This window comes from Xanthobacter sp. SG618 (genome assembly GCF_012932745.1).
Lineage (GTDB): Bacteria > Pseudomonadota > Alphaproteobacteria > Rhizobiales > Xanthobacteraceae > Xanthobacter > Xanthobacter flavus.
This window is the reverse complement of sequence record NZ_JABBHL010000002.1, coordinates 458,351-472,253: the sequence shown is the minus strand read 5'-3', so window position 1 is coordinate 472,253 and position 13,903 is coordinate 458,351. Positions and strand designations below refer to the sequence as shown.

11 protein-coding genes are annotated in these 13,903 nt (G+C 68.5%); all 11 read right to left on the bottom strand.

The window, feature by feature from the left end:
• Positions 1 to 47: 47 nt before the first annotated feature.
• The 11 genes from FHT36_RS07670 to FHT36_RS07620 all read right to left on the bottom strand — a co-directional run bounded on the left by FHT36_RS07670 (position 48) and on the right by FHT36_RS07620 (position 13,821).
• Positions 48 to 1,766, bottom strand: a complete 1,719-nt coding sequence (locus tag FHT36_RS07670; protein WP_169121900.1) for a thiamine pyrophosphate-binding protein — start codon at positions 1,764 to 1,766, stop codon at positions 48 to 50.
• A gap of 90 nt (positions 1,767 to 1,856) precedes the next feature.
• Positions 1,857 to 3,194 (bottom strand): MFS transporter, encoded by a 1,338-nt coding sequence (locus FHT36_RS07665; protein WP_169121899.1) that lies wholly within the window; start codon positions 3,192 to 3,194, stop codon positions 1,857 to 1,859.
• Between the two features lie 39 nt (positions 3,195 to 3,233).
• Positions 3,234 to 4,040 carry an enoyl-CoA hydratase/isomerase family protein gene (locus tag FHT36_RS07660; protein WP_169121898.1) on the bottom strand — a complete coding sequence of 269 codons (807 nt, stop codon included), beginning with the start codon at positions 4,038 to 4,040 and terminating at the stop codon, positions 3,234 to 3,236.
• Between the two features lie 42 nt (positions 4,041 to 4,082).
• Positions 4,083 to 5,627, bottom strand: coding sequence for an AMP-binding protein (locus tag FHT36_RS07655; protein WP_169121897.1), 1,545 nt, complete (start codon positions 5,625 to 5,627; stop codon positions 4,083 to 4,085).
• Entirely contained in the window at positions 5,620 to 6,138 is a 519-nt protein-coding gene (locus FHT36_RS07650) for a (2Fe-2S)-binding protein (protein WP_169121896.1), read from the bottom strand. The genes FHT36_RS07655 and FHT36_RS07650 overlap by 8 nt, the downstream gene beginning before the upstream one ends.
• Positions 6,126 to 6,950 (bottom strand): xanthine dehydrogenase family protein subunit M, encoded by an 825-nt coding sequence (locus tag FHT36_RS07645; protein ID WP_169121895.1) that lies wholly within the window; start codon positions 6,948 to 6,950, stop codon positions 6,126 to 6,128. Before FHT36_RS07645 ends, FHT36_RS07650 begins: the two co-directional genes overlap by 13 nt.
• Positions 6,947 to 9,943 carry a molybdopterin cofactor-binding domain-containing protein gene (locus FHT36_RS07640; protein ID WP_169121894.1) on the bottom strand — a complete coding sequence of 999 codons (2,997 nt, stop codon included), beginning with the start codon at positions 9,941 to 9,943 and terminating at the stop codon, positions 6,947 to 6,949. The genes FHT36_RS07645 and FHT36_RS07640 overlap by 4 nt, the downstream gene beginning before the upstream one ends.
• A gap of 203 nt (positions 9,944 to 10,146) precedes the next feature.
• Positions 10,147 to 10,986, bottom strand: a complete 840-nt coding sequence (locus FHT36_RS07635; protein WP_169121893.1) for an AraC family transcriptional regulator — start codon at positions 10,984 to 10,986, stop codon at positions 10,147 to 10,149.
• 120 nt (positions 10,987 to 11,106) lie between these two features.
• On the bottom strand, positions 11,107 to 11,877 hold the full coding sequence (locus FHT36_RS07630; protein ID WP_169121892.1) for an ABC transporter permease: 771 nt from the start codon (positions 11,875 to 11,877) through the stop codon (positions 11,107 to 11,109).
• The gene (locus tag FHT36_RS07625; protein ID WP_169121891.1) at positions 11,877 to 12,713 is read right to left on the bottom strand and encodes an ABC transporter ATP-binding protein; all 837 of its coding nucleotides are present in this window, start codon (positions 12,711 to 12,713) and stop codon (positions 11,877 to 11,879) included. The genes FHT36_RS07630 and FHT36_RS07625 overlap by 1 nt, the downstream gene beginning before the upstream one ends.
• A gap of 67 nt (positions 12,714 to 12,780) precedes the next feature.
• Positions 12,781 to 13,821 (bottom strand): ABC transporter substrate-binding protein, encoded by a 1,041-nt coding sequence (locus FHT36_RS07620; RefSeq protein ID WP_169121890.1) that lies wholly within the window; start codon positions 13,819 to 13,821, stop codon positions 12,781 to 12,783.
• Positions 13,822 to 13,903: the final 82 nt, after the last annotated feature.

The following is a 13,903-nucleotide window of genomic DNA, read 5'->3' as shown; positions in this document are numbered from 1 at the left end:
ATCCTCCCGGCCGTCCGCGACGGCCCTTATTGGTCAGCCGTGCGGTCTCAGCCGTGACCCGCCTTCAGCGCCGCCGCGCGCAGCGCGGTCAGCGTGGTCGAGGGGGTGATGGCCTCAGGGTCGATGACGAGTTCGAGCAGCGCGGGCTTCCCGTGCTCGGCGGCGAAGGCGCGGGCGCGGGCGAAGGCGTCGGCGAAGGCCGCCGTCTCCTCCACCTTCTCGCCGAACGCGCCATAGGCGCGGGCCAGCGCCGGAAAATCCGGGTTCTCCAGCGTCGTCGCGTAGACACGGCCGGGATATTCGCGCTCCTGATGGGCGCGGATGGAGCCGTACATGTTGTTGTTGACCACCAGCACCACCACGCCCGCTTTGTACTGGCAGGCGGTGGCGAGCTCCTGCCCGCTCATGAGGAAGCAGCCGTCGCCGGCGAAGCAGATCACCTCGCGGTCGGGGTGGTGGAGCTTGGCAGAGATCGCCGCCGGCAGGCCGTAGCCCATGGCGCCGGAGGTGGGAGCGAGCTGGGTGCGGAAGCCGCCATAGCGGTGGAACTTGTGCACCCAAATGGCGTAGTTGCCGGCGCCGTTGGCGAGGATGGCGTCCTTCGGCAGCACGTCGCGCAGATGCATCATCACCGCGCCGAGATCGAGCCGGCCGGGCATGGCACCGGGCGTCTGGTCGGCCTCGTAGGCGGCGCGCGCGGCCCGCACCTCGTCGCTCCACGGCATCCGCGAGCGCCAGCCGGCCGGCCCCTTGGGCTTCAGCGCGGCAGCGGCGGCGGAGAATTCCGGCATGCCCGCATTGATGGGCAGGTCCGCCTGATAGACTCGGCCCAGCTCGTTCGGGTCGGCATGAACGTGCACGAAGCGCTGCGCCGGGCGCGGCACGTCGAACAGGGTGTAGCCGTTGGTGGTCGTCTCGCCGAGGCGGCCGCCCACGGCGATGATGAGGTCGGCGTCGCGGATGCGGGCGACGAGGGCCTTGCTCGGGCCAAGGCCCGCATGGCCGATATAGTTGGGGTGGGTGTTGTCGAGGATGTCCTGGCGGCGGAAGCCCGCCGCCACCGGCAAATCGAACGCTTCCACGAAATGCGCGAAGTCGCGGCAGGCGGCCTTCGTCCAGCCGCCGCCGCCCACCAGAACGAGGGGCCGCGCGCTCTCGCCGATCATGGCGGCGAGGCGCGCCATGTCCTCGGTGCCGGGATGGGCGGCAACGCGGCGATAGGCTTCCGCATCCGCCGTCTCGCAGGTGTCGGAAAGCACGTCCTCGGGCAGCGCCACCACCACCGGACCGGGGCGGCCGGAAGTCGCGACATGGAAGGCGCGGGAGACGAGTTCGGGGATGCGCTCGGGGCGGTCGATCTCCACCACCCACTTGGCCATGCCGCCGAACATGGCGGGATAGTCCACCTCCTGCCACGCCTCGCGCTGGCGCATGTGCGAGCCCACCTGCCCGATGAACAGGATCATCGGGGTGGAATCCTGCGCGGCGGTGTGGACGCCGATGGCCGCATGGCTCGCGCCCGGTCCGCGGGTGACGAAGCAGATGCCGGGCTTCGCGGTCAGCTTGCCGTAGGCCTCCGCCATGTTGGCGGCGCCGGCCTCGTGGCGGGTGACGATGGTCTGGATCGCGCGGTCCGCTCCAGCGAGGGCGTCGATGGCCGCGAGGAAGCTCTCGCCGGGCACGCAGAACACGCGTTCGACACCGTGGATCTTCAGCGCCTCCACCAGGATTTCGCCGCCGGAGCGCAAGGTCTTCGTATTCGCCATGGTCCTGCCCGTGTCTGGTCTTGCCCGGCACGACCGGGCGGGCGAGAGCCGCGCGGGTGGCGCGACTCTCTGGTTTGAGGGAGGCTCAGCCTAGCGGAAATTGCCCTTGGTTTCCGGGATGATGAGCGTACCCACAAGGTAAAGCGCGAACACCGCGACGGCGAAGATGGAGAGCGACATGGGCAGGTCCGACGGCGTCGCGCTGGCCAGCGAGACGAAGGTGGGCATCATGCCGCCGATGGCGAAGCCGATGTTCCAGGACAGGCCCGTTCCCGAGGCGCGCATGGCGGTGGGGAAGCGCTCGTTGAGGAAGATCAGCACCGGCGCGTAGCCCGCATTGCCCATGAAGGCGATGCCGAGGGCATAGAGCACGATGGTGGAGAGGTCCGTCGCCTTCGCCATGCCGAGATAGAAGGTCGGCAGCAGGATGATGGCGGCGACGCCCACCAGCATGAAGGTCTTCTTGCGGCCGATGATGTCGCTGAGCGCGCCCACCAGCACCGCCGAGATGAGGGCGGACACCGAGCAGGCCATCAGGATGTAGGACGAGGTCTGGTTCGGCAGCTGGTTGATGAGCTTCAGGAAGGTCGGCATGTAGCCGGAGGTGAGGTAATAGCCCGCGCCGCCGCCGATGGTGATGAGCAGGTTCACCAAGAGCACGTTGCGATAGCCGCCCGCAAACAGGGCCTTGAGCGGCGCCTGGCTTGCGGTGCCCGCGGCCTTCTTCGCCGCCTTCTGCTTCTGCATCTCCTTCCAGTAGGGCGATTCCTCAAGGTTCCGGAAGATGAACCAGCCGAGGAAGGAGGAGAGCAGGCCGGAGAAGAACATCACCCGCCAGCCGGTCTCCGCGAAGGCCTCGCCCGGGAACAGGGTGGAGGTGACGAGGAAGACGATGGAGGCGAGCAGCGCACCGATGCCCGCGCCGCCGCCACCGACGAGGCCGGACATGAGGCCGCGCCAGTTGGCCGGCACCGATTCCGTGCCGATGGTGTGGGTGGAGGCCACCACGCCGCCCACGAACACGCCCTGCACGAGGCGCAGCAGCAGGAAGATGACGGGGGCGATGGCGCCCACCTGGTGGATAGTCGGCAGCAGGCCGAAGGCGGCGGTGGAGAGGCCGACGCCGGTGATGGCCACCAGCATGGCGCCCTTGCGGCCGTGCACGTCGGCATAGTGGCCGAACAGCGCCGAGCCGATGGGCCGCATCAGCAAGGTCACCGCGAAAGAGGCATAGACCGCCGCCAGCGACCAGGTGGGATGGGTGGAGGGGAAGAACAGCTGCCCCACCACCGGCGCCACATAGAGCAGGATGAACAGGTCGAACAGATCGAGCGACCAGCCGAGCACGGATGCGATGATCGCGCTGTTGCGCTGGCGGCTCCCCACCGCGATGGCGGCGGGGGCGAGGGATGTATCCTGAACAGACATCGGCGTTTCCTCCCGGCCCCTGAGGGGCTTGTTGTGTTGTCAGAAGCCCTTGAACGCGGGCTTGCGCTTCTCGTGGAAGGCCTCGACGCCCTCCTTGAAGTCATGCGACTGCCGCAGGCGGCTGTAGCAGTGGCCTTCCAGCTCGATGGCGATGGAGAGCGGGGAATCCTCGGTGTCGTTGAGCAGCTTCTTCGCCGTGCGCTGTGCCATGGGCGAGAAGGCGCGCAGCTCGTCCACGAGGGCGTCGGTGGCCTTCTCGAGGTCCGCGTCGGCCACCTTCTCGGTGGCGATGCCCCAGTCGAGGGCCTGCTGCGCGCTGATGCGCTTGGAGCGCATCACGATGTCCTTGGTGCGGGTGATGCCCACCATCATCTGCAGGCGCGCCGAGCCGCCGGAGCCGGGGATCTGGCCGAGCTTCTGCTCGGGCAAAGCGTATTGGGTGGTGTCGGTAACGATGCGGAAATCGCAGGCGAGCGACAGTTCGAAGCCGACGCCGAAGCAGAAGCCGCGGTTGGCGGCGATGACCGGCTTCGAGGCGCGGAAGGGAGCCGCGATGTTCCAGGCGAGCTTGGAGACGGTCTCCGGGGAGGCCTCCATGAAGCCCTTGATGTTGCCGCCCGAGGAGAAGTGCTCGCCCACCGCGCGCACCACGATGACTCGCACGCGCTCGTCTTCGTCCAGCGTCTCGAACACGAGGCGCAACTGGTCGCGCTGCGGCATGGAGACGATGTTGAAGGGCGGGCGGTTCAGGACGATGTCGGCGCGCTCGCGGGCTTCATCGATCTCGACGCCGAACCCGTCCAGCTTGGCGAGGCGGGGGTCGGCGAAGGTGTAGGCAACGGCCATCTTGGACTTCCTTCTGGATGATCCGGGATTTGCGGGAAAAGATCAGGCGGCGGAGTGAGCGGCGTCCGCCTCGGCTACGTATTCGCCGGCGACGAGCTGGCGGCGCAGCAGCTTGCCCACCGGGGATTTCGGGATTTCGGCCACGAACACGAAGCGGCGCGGGCGCTTGAAATTGGCGAGGCCGGAGGTGCGGCACCAGGCGTCCAGCTCGCTCGCTTCCACCGGCGCGGCGCGCTTGACAAAAGCGACGACGACCTTGCCCCACTTCTCGTCGGGCAGGCCCACCACCGCCACCTCGGACACGGCGGGGTGCAGGGAGAGGCAGCTTTCGATTTCCACCGGCGAGACGTTCTCGCCGCCAGTGATGATCATGTCGTCCACCCGGCCGGTGACGAAGAGGTCGCCGTCGGCGTCCACGAAGCCGGTGTCGCCGGTGAAGTACCAGCCGTTGCGCAGCGACTTGGCGTCGGCCTCGGGGCGGCGCCAGTAGCCTTCGAAGGATTCATCCCCGGCCAGCAGTGCGATGATCTCGCCTTCCTCCCCCTCCGCCGCGATTTCATCGGCGGACTGGGCGCCGAGGCGCACCACGCGTACCATCTGGTTGATGCCCGCGCGGCCGGCCGATCCGGGCTTGAGGATGGCCTTCTGGTCGATGGTGAAGGTGTAGATCTCCGAGGAGCCGTAATGGTTCACGAACAGCTCGGGCGAGAATTCCGCATCGAGCTTTTTCAGAAGACCATCGGTCATGGAGGCGCCGGCAAAGCCCAGCTTGCGCACGCTCGACACGTCGGTGGCGGCGAAGGCTGGATCGTGCACGAGGTCGTGGTAGAGGGTCGGCACCAGATAGAGGTTGGTGACGCGCTCGCGTTCGATCAGCGCCAGCGCGCTCTTCGTGTCGTAGCGCGGCAGGCACACGAAGGTGCCGCCGATGACCGACATGGCGAGGAGCGAGCGCACCCCCATGGTGTGATAGAGCGGCATGACGCCGAGGGTCACTTCTCCCCGCCGGTAGAGGTTCTGCGCCACATGGGCGATGCCCGCCGCCCGCTCCGCCCGGTGGCGGCGCGGCACGCCCTTGGGGCGGGAGGTGGTGCCCGAGGTGTAGAGCATGATGGACCAGGCGTCCGCGCCCGCCCGTGGCATGGGCTCCGGCGCGGCCTCGGCCAGAAGCGCGGCGAAGGGCACGGCGCCGTCCAGGCTGGTGCCCACGGCGATGGTCAGCAGCCCGGTGGCGCGCGTCGCGCCCCGGACGGCCTCGGCGGAGACCTCTTCGAACACCAGGGCTTTCGCCTCGGCATTCTCCAGTGCGAAGTCGATCTCGTCGGCCTTGCTGCGCCAGTTGATGGGGGTGATGACGACGCCGGCGAACTGGCAGGCCCAGTGCAGCGTCGCCGCCTCGAAGCGGTTCTGCAGCACGCTCACCAGATGGTCGCCGGGCTTCAGCCCCAGCCGGTCGAAGGCCGCGACCAGCGCGCCGATCTTGGCCAACCAATCGCGGTAGGTGAGGCGCAGGTCGCCGTCCACGATGGCGATGGCTCCGGGATCACGCGCCACGCTGGCGAGGAAGCTGGTGCCGAGGTCAAGCATGGGCGGGTTCCCCCTGGGCGTCTCGAAGCTCCGCGGCCGCTTCCAGCGCGGCGCGGACGATGGGCGTGTATCCGGTGCAGCGGCACAGATGGCCGGAGAGGAGATCGCGCACGGCCTCCTCGCTCGGGTCCGGCTCCGCCTTCAGGAACACGTCGAGCGACATGAGGATGCCGGCGGTGCAGAAGCCGCATTGCAAAGCGTGGTGGCGGCGGAAGGCGGCCTGAAGAACGGAGAGGCGATCCGGCGCGGGGGCGAGGCCTTCGACGGTGCGGATGGCGCATCCCTCCACCTGCACGGCGAGCGTCATGCAGGCGCGGGTGAGCATCCCGTCCACATCCACGGTGCAGGCGCCGCAGACGCCGTGCTCGCAGCCCACATGGGTGCCGGTGGCGCCGATCTCGTGGCGCAGGAAATCGGAAAGCAGAGTGCGCGGGGCGGCCTGCCCCGCCACCGGGCGGCCGTTGAGGGTGAAGCGCACGGTGTGGCGCGCGGCGGCGCTCAGGCGCGGCATCTTTTGGCCTCCTCGATGGTGGCGCGGCCGATGCGGCGCACCAGCTCGCGGCGATAGCGGGCGGTCGCGTGCACGTCGTCGCGGGCGTCCAGCTCCCACGCGAGGGCATTGAGCGCGTCGTCCAGCGCCGAGCCGTCGAGGAGCGGGAAATCGCGCGCCACCGGCATGTCGGCGACGCCGCCCACGCCGAGGCGGATGCCGGTGGCCGACACCAACGCGGCGCAGGCGACGATGGCGAAATCGCCATGGCGGCGCGCGATCTCGCGGAAGGCGGTGCCCTCGCCCTTCGGCGTGGGGAAGGAGACGGCCTCGATCATCTCGTCGTCGGCCTTGGCGGTCGCCATCATGCCGGTGAAGAAGTCGTCCGCCGCCACCGTGCGGACGCTCTTGGCGCTACGCAGATGCACATGGCCCTTCAGCGTCACGAGACAGAGCGGCAGCTCTGCGCTCGGGTCCGCATGGGCGATGGAGCCGCACACGGTGCCGCGGCTGCGGGTCTGGGCATGGCCGGTGAAGGGCAGCGCCTTGGCGATCAGCGGGGCGGCGTGCTCCAGACCGTCGGCGGCGAGGAGCCGCGCCTGCCGCACGCCGGCGCCGATCTTCAGCGCGCCCTTCTCCTCTTCCATCCGCGCGAGGGGCGCGACGCGCATGATGTCCACCAGCACCTTGGGCCGGGCGAGGCGCATATTGAGCATGGCCATGAAGGACATGCCGCCGGCGAGGATGCGGGCGTCGGAGCCCTCCTCGCGCAGCACGGCAAGCGCCTCTTCCACGCTCTCGGCGCGGACATAATCGAAGGCCGCGGGCTTCATCGCGCGTCCCTCCACAGGAGCGCGGAGAGCCGGGCGAGGAGCCGGCAGACGAGGCCGCCATCCTCTGCTGCGCCCCCGCCCGCCTTGCGGGCGAGGGCCGCGAAGAACTGGCCGATGATGACCTTGGCCGCGCCGTCCAGCAGCCGCCCGCCGACGCTCGCCACCTTGCCGCCCACGAAGGCCTCGTAGGTGTAGGACAGCTCGGTGCCGCCGGCTCCATCCGGGTTGAGCGTGATGCGACCGGAGCCGCCGCCGAAGCCGAGGTTGCCGTCCACCTTGCCGGAGAGCGTCACGGCCTTGGGCGGGTCGAGGTCGGAGAGGGCAACCTGCGCCTTGTAGCGGCCCTTCACCGGGCCGATGCCCAGCGTCACGTCGGCGGTGAATTTCGTATCCGAGACTTTCCGCACGTCGTGCGCGCCGGGGATGATGGCGGCCAGCGTGTCCGGGTCCAGCAGCATGGCCCACACCGCTTCCGGCGGAGCGGCGATACGGGCCTTGCCGGCGCCGCGCATGAGCCGCTCGCCTTTGCCGGAGGGAGCCGGCGCAGGCGCGGCGCGGGCGCCCGCAGGAGCCGGCGGCTCGGCACCGTGGATCAGCGCCGCGAGGGCGGAAGGGACCAGCGGGAGGCGCACGTCGGAGATCCTCAGCGCATCCGCCACCGCATTGGCGAGGCAGGCGGGGGTGGACATGCAATTGCCTTCGCCCACGCCCTTCGCCCCCAGCGGCGTGAAGGGGGAGGGGGTCTCGGTGTGGACGATGACCGGCTCGGGCACCTCCATGGCGGTGGGCACGAGATAGTCGGCGAAGGTGCCGGTCAGGAAGCTGCCGTCCGCGCCATAGGCGTATTCTTCCAGCAGCGCGGCGCCGAGCGCATGGGCGAAGCCGCCGCGGATCTGCCCGTCCACCATTCCGGGGTGCAGGATGGTGCCGCAGTCGTGCGCGGTCACGTAGCGGTCGATGCGGATGGCGCCCGTGTCGCGGTCGATCTCGATGCCGCAATAATCGAAGATGAAGCCGTGGCAGAGGGAGGAATTGATGTGGTCGCCCTCATCCGCTGCGGTGAGTTCCGGCGGCGTCCAGAACACCGTCTCGCGGATGGTGGGCGCGACGCCTTCCGGTAGTTGCGCCGGCGACCAGTGGGAGAGCGCGGCGACGCGGGAGAACGGCACCGCATTGGCGGGGTTCGAGCGGGCAGCGATCTTGCCGCCTGAGAACATCACGTCCTCCGCCGGCACGTTCAGTTGCGCGGCCGCGACGCGGGCGAGGCGCGCCGCGATGCGGTCCGCCGCGAGCTTGGCGGCCCCCGCCACGGCGGCGGCGAAGCGGCTGGCATAATTGCCGGAGGCGATGGACCAGGCGTCCTTGGCGGTGTCCATCTCCGCATTCACGCGGATGTCGCAGGGCTTCAGCCCCAAAACGTCCGCCACCACCTGCGAGAGCACGGTGCGGTGGCCCTGGCCCTGGGGCACGGAGGCGACATGCACCGTGACCGAACCCACCGGATCGATGGCGATGGTGGCGGTCGCCTGCGCGCCGTTCTTCGGCCCAGCCTTGTGACGCTCGGCGGGGGTAAGGACGGTGGCGATATAGCCCATGTTGGAGACGGACGGCTCCACCACGGCGGCATAGCCGATGCCGTAAATTCGCCCCTCCGCCCGCGCCGTCTCCCGCCGTGCCACAAGCTCGGCGAGGTCGCCGGCCTGAAGGCCCAGCTCCAGCGTCTTCCGGTAATCGCCGGAATCGAGCAGCGCGCCGGAGGCGGTGCGATAGGGGAAGGCGTCCGCCGGCACGAGGTTGCGGCGGATCACCTCCAGCGGATCGAGTCCCAGCTCCACGGCGATGCGCTGCATCAAGCGTTCGAGGGCGAGATAGACTTGCGGGCCGCCGAAGCCCCGGTTGAGGCCGGTGGGGCATTTGTTGGTGACCACCACGCGGTTGCGGACGGTGAGGTTCTGGATGTCGTAGGCACCGGTGAGGTTGCCGTGCATCCGGTACAGCGTCGCCGGCTCGGGCGCGCGCAGATGGGCGCCGCAATCTTCCACCTGATCGTAGTCGAGGGCGGTGATGCGGCCGTCCGCCGTCACCGCGGCGGTGAGCGTGGTGGCGCGGTTGGTGGCGGAGACGGACGCCATGAGGTGTTCGAGGCGGTCCTCGATCCACTTCACCGGCCGGCCGGATACGCGCGCCGCCACCGCGCCCAGCACGATGTAGGGGAAAATGCCCTGCTTGATGCCGAACGAGCCGCCGCTGTCGCGGGGCGTGCGCAGGCGCAGGCGATTGCCCGGCACCTTCAGCGCCCGCGAGATCACCGCATGGATGGAGAAAGGGCCCTGGAAATTGGCAAGGACATCATAGGCGTCCTCGTGCGGGTCGTACTCGGCCACGAGCCCGTAAGTCTCTATGGGCGTGCAGGAATTGCGGGGGTAGCGCACCGAGATCGCGATGCGGTGCGCCGCCTCGGCGAACGCTGCATCGGGGTCGCCATAGCGGAAGCTGCGGTCGGAGGCGATGTTGCTCGGGAAGCCGTCGTGCAGCAGCGGCGCGCCCGCGTCCATGGCGGCGAGTGGGTCCACCACGGCCGGGCGCATCTCGTAGGAGACCTCGATGAGGTCGAGGGCATCCTCGGCCACATAGCGGTCTTCGGCGACCACCAGCGCCACCGGCTCGCCAACGAAGCGTACCCGGTCCACCGCCATGGGCCAGCATTCCACCGGCGCCTTCACGCCCACCACGAGGGAGGTGGTGAGCCCCGCCACGTCCGCCCCGGTGAGCACGGCGGCGACGCCGGGCAGCGCCTTGGCGGCGGTGGTGTCGATGGAGAGGATGTCGGCATGGGCGTGGGGTGCGCGCAGGATCGCCATGTGGAGCGTGCCGGGCTTCACGCCCAGATCGTCCAGATAGCGGCCGCCGCCGGTGAGAAGGGCGGCATCCTCCACGCGCTCGATGGCGCGGCCGACCCATCCCCCCGCCTTGTCGTGCGGCGTGTCCAGCATCCCGGCGCTTCCCCTTTTTGCCCCGCAGGTGCGGCGGCTTTGGTTGGCGGGAAGGTGCCGGGACAGGGCGGCGCGGACCATGCCGAGCCGTCTCAGCTTTTACCGAGGAGTCTCATTTGCCGTTGTGCGATGCGATGAGAGATTCGCGGGGCGCTGCGCCTTTAAATCGAGCGCGGACATGCACTTCCCGCGATGCCCCGGCCTCACATTGCGATGCGAGAGATGGCGCGGAATTCGCTCGGCGTCACGCCGGTATGGTCGCGGAAGAAGCGGGTGAAGTGGGAGGGCGCGGCAAAGCCGAGGCGCTCGCCGATATCCGTGAAGCTGCCGTCCTCGGCGGTGACGGCAGCCACCGCCGCCTCCACCCGCATGACGTTGAGATAGATGCGCGGCGGGACGTTGGTGGAAGCCTCGAACAGGCGGAAGAAGTGCGCCCGCGACAGGCCGGCCTCCTTCGCCAGCGTCGACGTGTCCACCTCCTCGGCGAGGTTGGCGCGCATGCCATCCACCACGCGGCGGATGCGCCAGTCCATGCGGCGCTGGCCATCGAGGGCGCGGATGGAGAAGCTGCGCCAGGGGGTGAAGCGCTCCACCACGGCGATCATCAGGTCGGCCAGCAGCGCCTCGTGGACAGCCTTGGCATCGGGCTCGGCCATCATGGCGGCGGCAAGGTCGTGGGTGAGGCGGTGGATGCGCGGCGAGACCTCCCCGCCCGGCTGCGCGAAGAAGCCGGCGCCACCCGAGGCGACCCAGCCGGGGCGGAAGGTCTTCAGCCAGTCCGGCTCGATATAGAGGGCGAGGATGATGGTCTTGGGCCGGTTGGGATCATGCACATAGGCATGGGGCTCCCAGCCGTTCACCAGAACGCACGAACGGTCGGTGAGGGGGACGAGCCCCTCGCCGACCGCGAATTGCGTATCCGCGCCCTCGACCTTGAGGAGGACGTGGCAGTGCGGATGCGCATGGCGCACCAGCGGGCGGTCCATGTCCAGAAGGGCGACCCGCCCGAAGGCCCCGTGCGCGATCCGGAGCGCGTTCGACATCCGGCCTCTTTCTCCGCCTATCGCATCTCCGGCGAACCTGGGCTCGCCGGAGATGCGATAGGATATTAACGAGACGCATTTTCTTCACGCGAACCGCAAATCACTTCGCTTGAAAATGCTTTAGGCTTTCGCCTTCCAGGGGATCAGCATCCGCTCGATCTCGTCGAGGATGACGGAGAAGACGAAGCCGAGCAGCGCAATAACCAACAGCCCCACATACATGGTGTCAACCGTCAGCACCTGCCAAGCGTTCCAGATCATGTAGCCGATGCCGTCGGAGGCGGCGACCATCTCCGAGATGGCGATGAGGATGAGGCCCATGCCCATGGCGAGCTTTACCCCGGCCATGATGGAGGGCAGCGCCCCCGGCAGCGCGATGGTGCGGAACACCTGCCAGCGGCTGGCGCGGTAGTTGTGGCCCACGTCCAGATAGATCTTGTCGATGTTGGCGACGCCCATCACCGTGTTGATGAGGATGGGATAAAAGGCGCCCAGCGCCACCATCACCACCTTGGACATCTCGCCGAGGCCGAAGATGAGCAGCACCAGCGGCAGGATGGCGCTCTTCGGGATCGGGTAGGTCGCCGAGATCAGCGGATCGATAGCCGCGCGCAGCGGCTTCGAGATGCCCATGGCGAGGCCGAGGAACAACGCCGGCACGCCGCCCAGCAGCATGCCCAGGAAGAGGCGGCGCAGGCTGGCGAGGAGATTGGTCCACAACTCGCCTGACGCGACGAGCGCCCCGAAGGTGTGGACGATGCTGGAGGGCGGCGGGAAGAAGCGGGCATCGACCAGCCCCATGCGCGCCGCGGCCTCCCACAGGCCGAGCAGAGCGAGGGGCGTGAGAAGCCCGATGAAGCGCTCGCCGAGGAGGCCGGTTCTTTTCGCCATCACTTGCCTCCCTCTGCATTCATGCGGGCGCGCTGCACCTCGTCGCGCAGCTGCTCCCAGATGTGGAACACCAGATCGCCGTAGGCGGGATCGTGGCGCAGTTCCAGCACGTTGCGGGGGCGGGCGAAGGGCACATCGATGATGGCTTTCTCGCGCCCCGGATTGGCGGTCATGATCATGATGCGGTCGCCCAAAGTCACCGCCTCGTCCACCGAATGGGTGATGAAGACCACGGTCTTGTTGGTGGCCTCCCAGATGCGCAGCAATTCCTCATGCAGCAGCATCTTGTTCTGCTCGTCGAGGGCCGAGAACGGCTCGTCCATGAGCAGGATTTCCGGATCGTTGGCGAAGGCGCGCACGATGGAAACGCGCTGGCGCATGCCGCCGGAGAGCTGGTTGGGATAGCGGTCGCGGAAGCGGTAGAGGCCGATGCGCTCCAGCCAGAGCTTCACGCTTTCCTCCACGTCCTTCTCGGCGACCCTGCGCATTCTCAGGCCGTAGGCCGCGTTGTCGTAGACGGTCATCCAGGGAAACAGGCTGTCGCCCTGGAAGATCATGGAATTCTCCGGCCGGGTGGGGTCCGTCCGGTTCAGCTTCATGGTGCCTTCGCTGACGCTCTCCAGCCCCGCGAGCATCCGCAGGAGGGTGGTCTTGCCGCAGCCGGAGGGGCCGACGATGACGAAGAACTGGCCCTGCGGGATGTCGAGGTCGATACCGTCCACCGCCACGAAGCCGGACGAGCCGAAATACTTGCGCACGCCGCGCAGGGAGATCTGCACCGGTGGCGCGGCTTCCACCGGGTTCGGCTTCACGTTCAACATGCTCACGACGGCCATCGATCTGTCCTCCGGATGCCGGATGGGGCGGTCGCCCAAGGGGGAGGGGTAGGGGCGCCCGCGCGCGTCAGTTCTGGGCGGCCTTGTAGGGACCGAGCGCCTTCAGGGTGTTCTCGGCGAACGAGGTGTCCACCACGTCGGAGACCTTGGCCGGGCGCTCCAGATAGCCGTTCTCGGTGAAGAACTTGAGGTCTTCCGCCATGCTCGCCACATCGACCTTGCCGTCCGGGTCGATGCCGTTCGGGATCATGGTCTTGAACAGTTCGGCGTCCTTCAGGCCGGTGGTGCGCATGATGGTCTTGATGACCTCGTCCGCGCCCTTGCCGTCGAACTTTCCGCCCGCGGTGGCGTCGTTGAAGATGCGGGCCGCCTTCACATAGGCGTTCATGAAGCGCTGGGCGACGTCGCGGCGCTTGGCGATGAAGTCGCCGCCATAGAGCAGCACGGCGACCTGCTGGTTGGGATAGCCGTCCACCACGAAGCGCACGGCGACGCCGTTGTTCACCGCCTGGGTCACCGAAGGCTCGGTGGTGATGGCGGCGTCGATGGCGCCGGTGGTGAAGGCGGCGATCTGCTGGGGATAGCCGATGTAATTGTGGCTCACGTCTTTGTACGTCAGCCCGGCCTTGGCGAGGATATGCGCCATCTTGGCGTTGGTGGCCGCGCCCGGTCCCACCGAGCCGACGCGCATGCCCTTGAGGTCGGCGATGGTCTTCACCTTGCCTGAGTCCACCAGCTCCTTGCGGACCATGAGCGGCATGTAGTCGTAATGGACCGGGGTGGAGCCTTTGTCCGCCACCACCTTGATGTCGATGCCGCGGGCGGCGGCATTGTAGAGGCCGGCGGAGGAGGCGCCCGCGCCCACGTCGATCTGGCCCGCGCCCAGCGGGGCGACCATCTTCGGCCCGGAATCGAAGGCGATCAGCTGCACGTCGAGGCCTTCCTCGGCGAAGATGCCGCGCTCGATGCCGAGGTGGAACACCACGTCCGACACCACATTGTTGATGCCGACCTTCACCTTGTCGGCGGCCTGCGCGGCGCCGGCGGAGGCGAAAGCCATCGCCAGCGCTCCGGCGCAGAAGAGGCGGCGGGTCGTCGTCCTGAACATGGAAATCCTCCCGGTCTGGTGGCCGGGGCGTTGAGTGCCCGGCTTCTGTGTTGGTGCGCGGACTTGGGTCCGCGCCGGCTTC

What these genes read in the sequence shown, in the direction of transcription:
- FHT36_RS07670 (WP_169121900.1), bottom strand. Translation starts at nt 1,766, where the DNA reads ATGGCGAATACGAAGACCTTGCGCTCCGGCGGCGAAATCCTGGTGGAG.
- FHT36_RS07665 (WP_169121899.1), bottom strand. Translation starts at nt 3,194, where the DNA reads ATGTCTGTTCAGGATACATCCCTCGCCCCCGCCGCCATCGCGGTGGGG.
- FHT36_RS07660 (WP_169121898.1), bottom strand. Translation starts at nt 4,040, where the DNA reads ATGGCCGTTGCCTACACCTTCGCCGACCCCCGCCTCGCCAAGCTGGAC.
- FHT36_RS07655 (WP_169121897.1), bottom strand. Translation starts at nt 5,627, where the DNA reads ATGCTTGACCTCGGCACCAGCTTCCTCGCCAGCGTGGCGCGTGATCCC.
- FHT36_RS07650 (WP_169121896.1), bottom strand. Translation starts at nt 6,138, where the DNA reads ATGCCGCGCCTGAGCGCCGCCGCGCGCCACACCGTGCGCTTCACCCTC.
- FHT36_RS07645 (WP_169121895.1), bottom strand. Translation starts at nt 6,950, where the DNA reads ATGAAGCCCGCGGCCTTCGATTATGTCCGCGCCGAGAGCGTGGAAGAG.
- FHT36_RS07640 (WP_169121894.1), bottom strand. Translation starts at nt 9,943, where the DNA reads ATGCTGGACACGCCGCACGACAAGGCGGGGGGATGGGTCGGCCGCGCC.
- FHT36_RS07635 (WP_169121893.1), bottom strand. Translation starts at nt 10,986, where the DNA reads ATGTCGAACGCGCTCCGGATCGCGCACGGGGCCTTCGGGCGGGTCGCC.
- FHT36_RS07630 (WP_169121892.1), bottom strand. Translation starts at nt 11,877, where the DNA reads ATGGCGAAAAGAACCGGCCTCCTCGGCGAGCGCTTCATCGGGCTTCTC.
- FHT36_RS07625 (WP_169121891.1), bottom strand. Translation starts at nt 12,713, where the DNA reads ATGGCCGTCGTGAGCATGTTGAACGTGAAGCCGAACCCGGTGGAAGCC.
- FHT36_RS07620 (WP_169121890.1), bottom strand. Translation starts at nt 13,821, where the DNA reads ATGTTCAGGACGACGACCCGCCGCCTCTTCTGCGCCGGAGCGCTGGCG.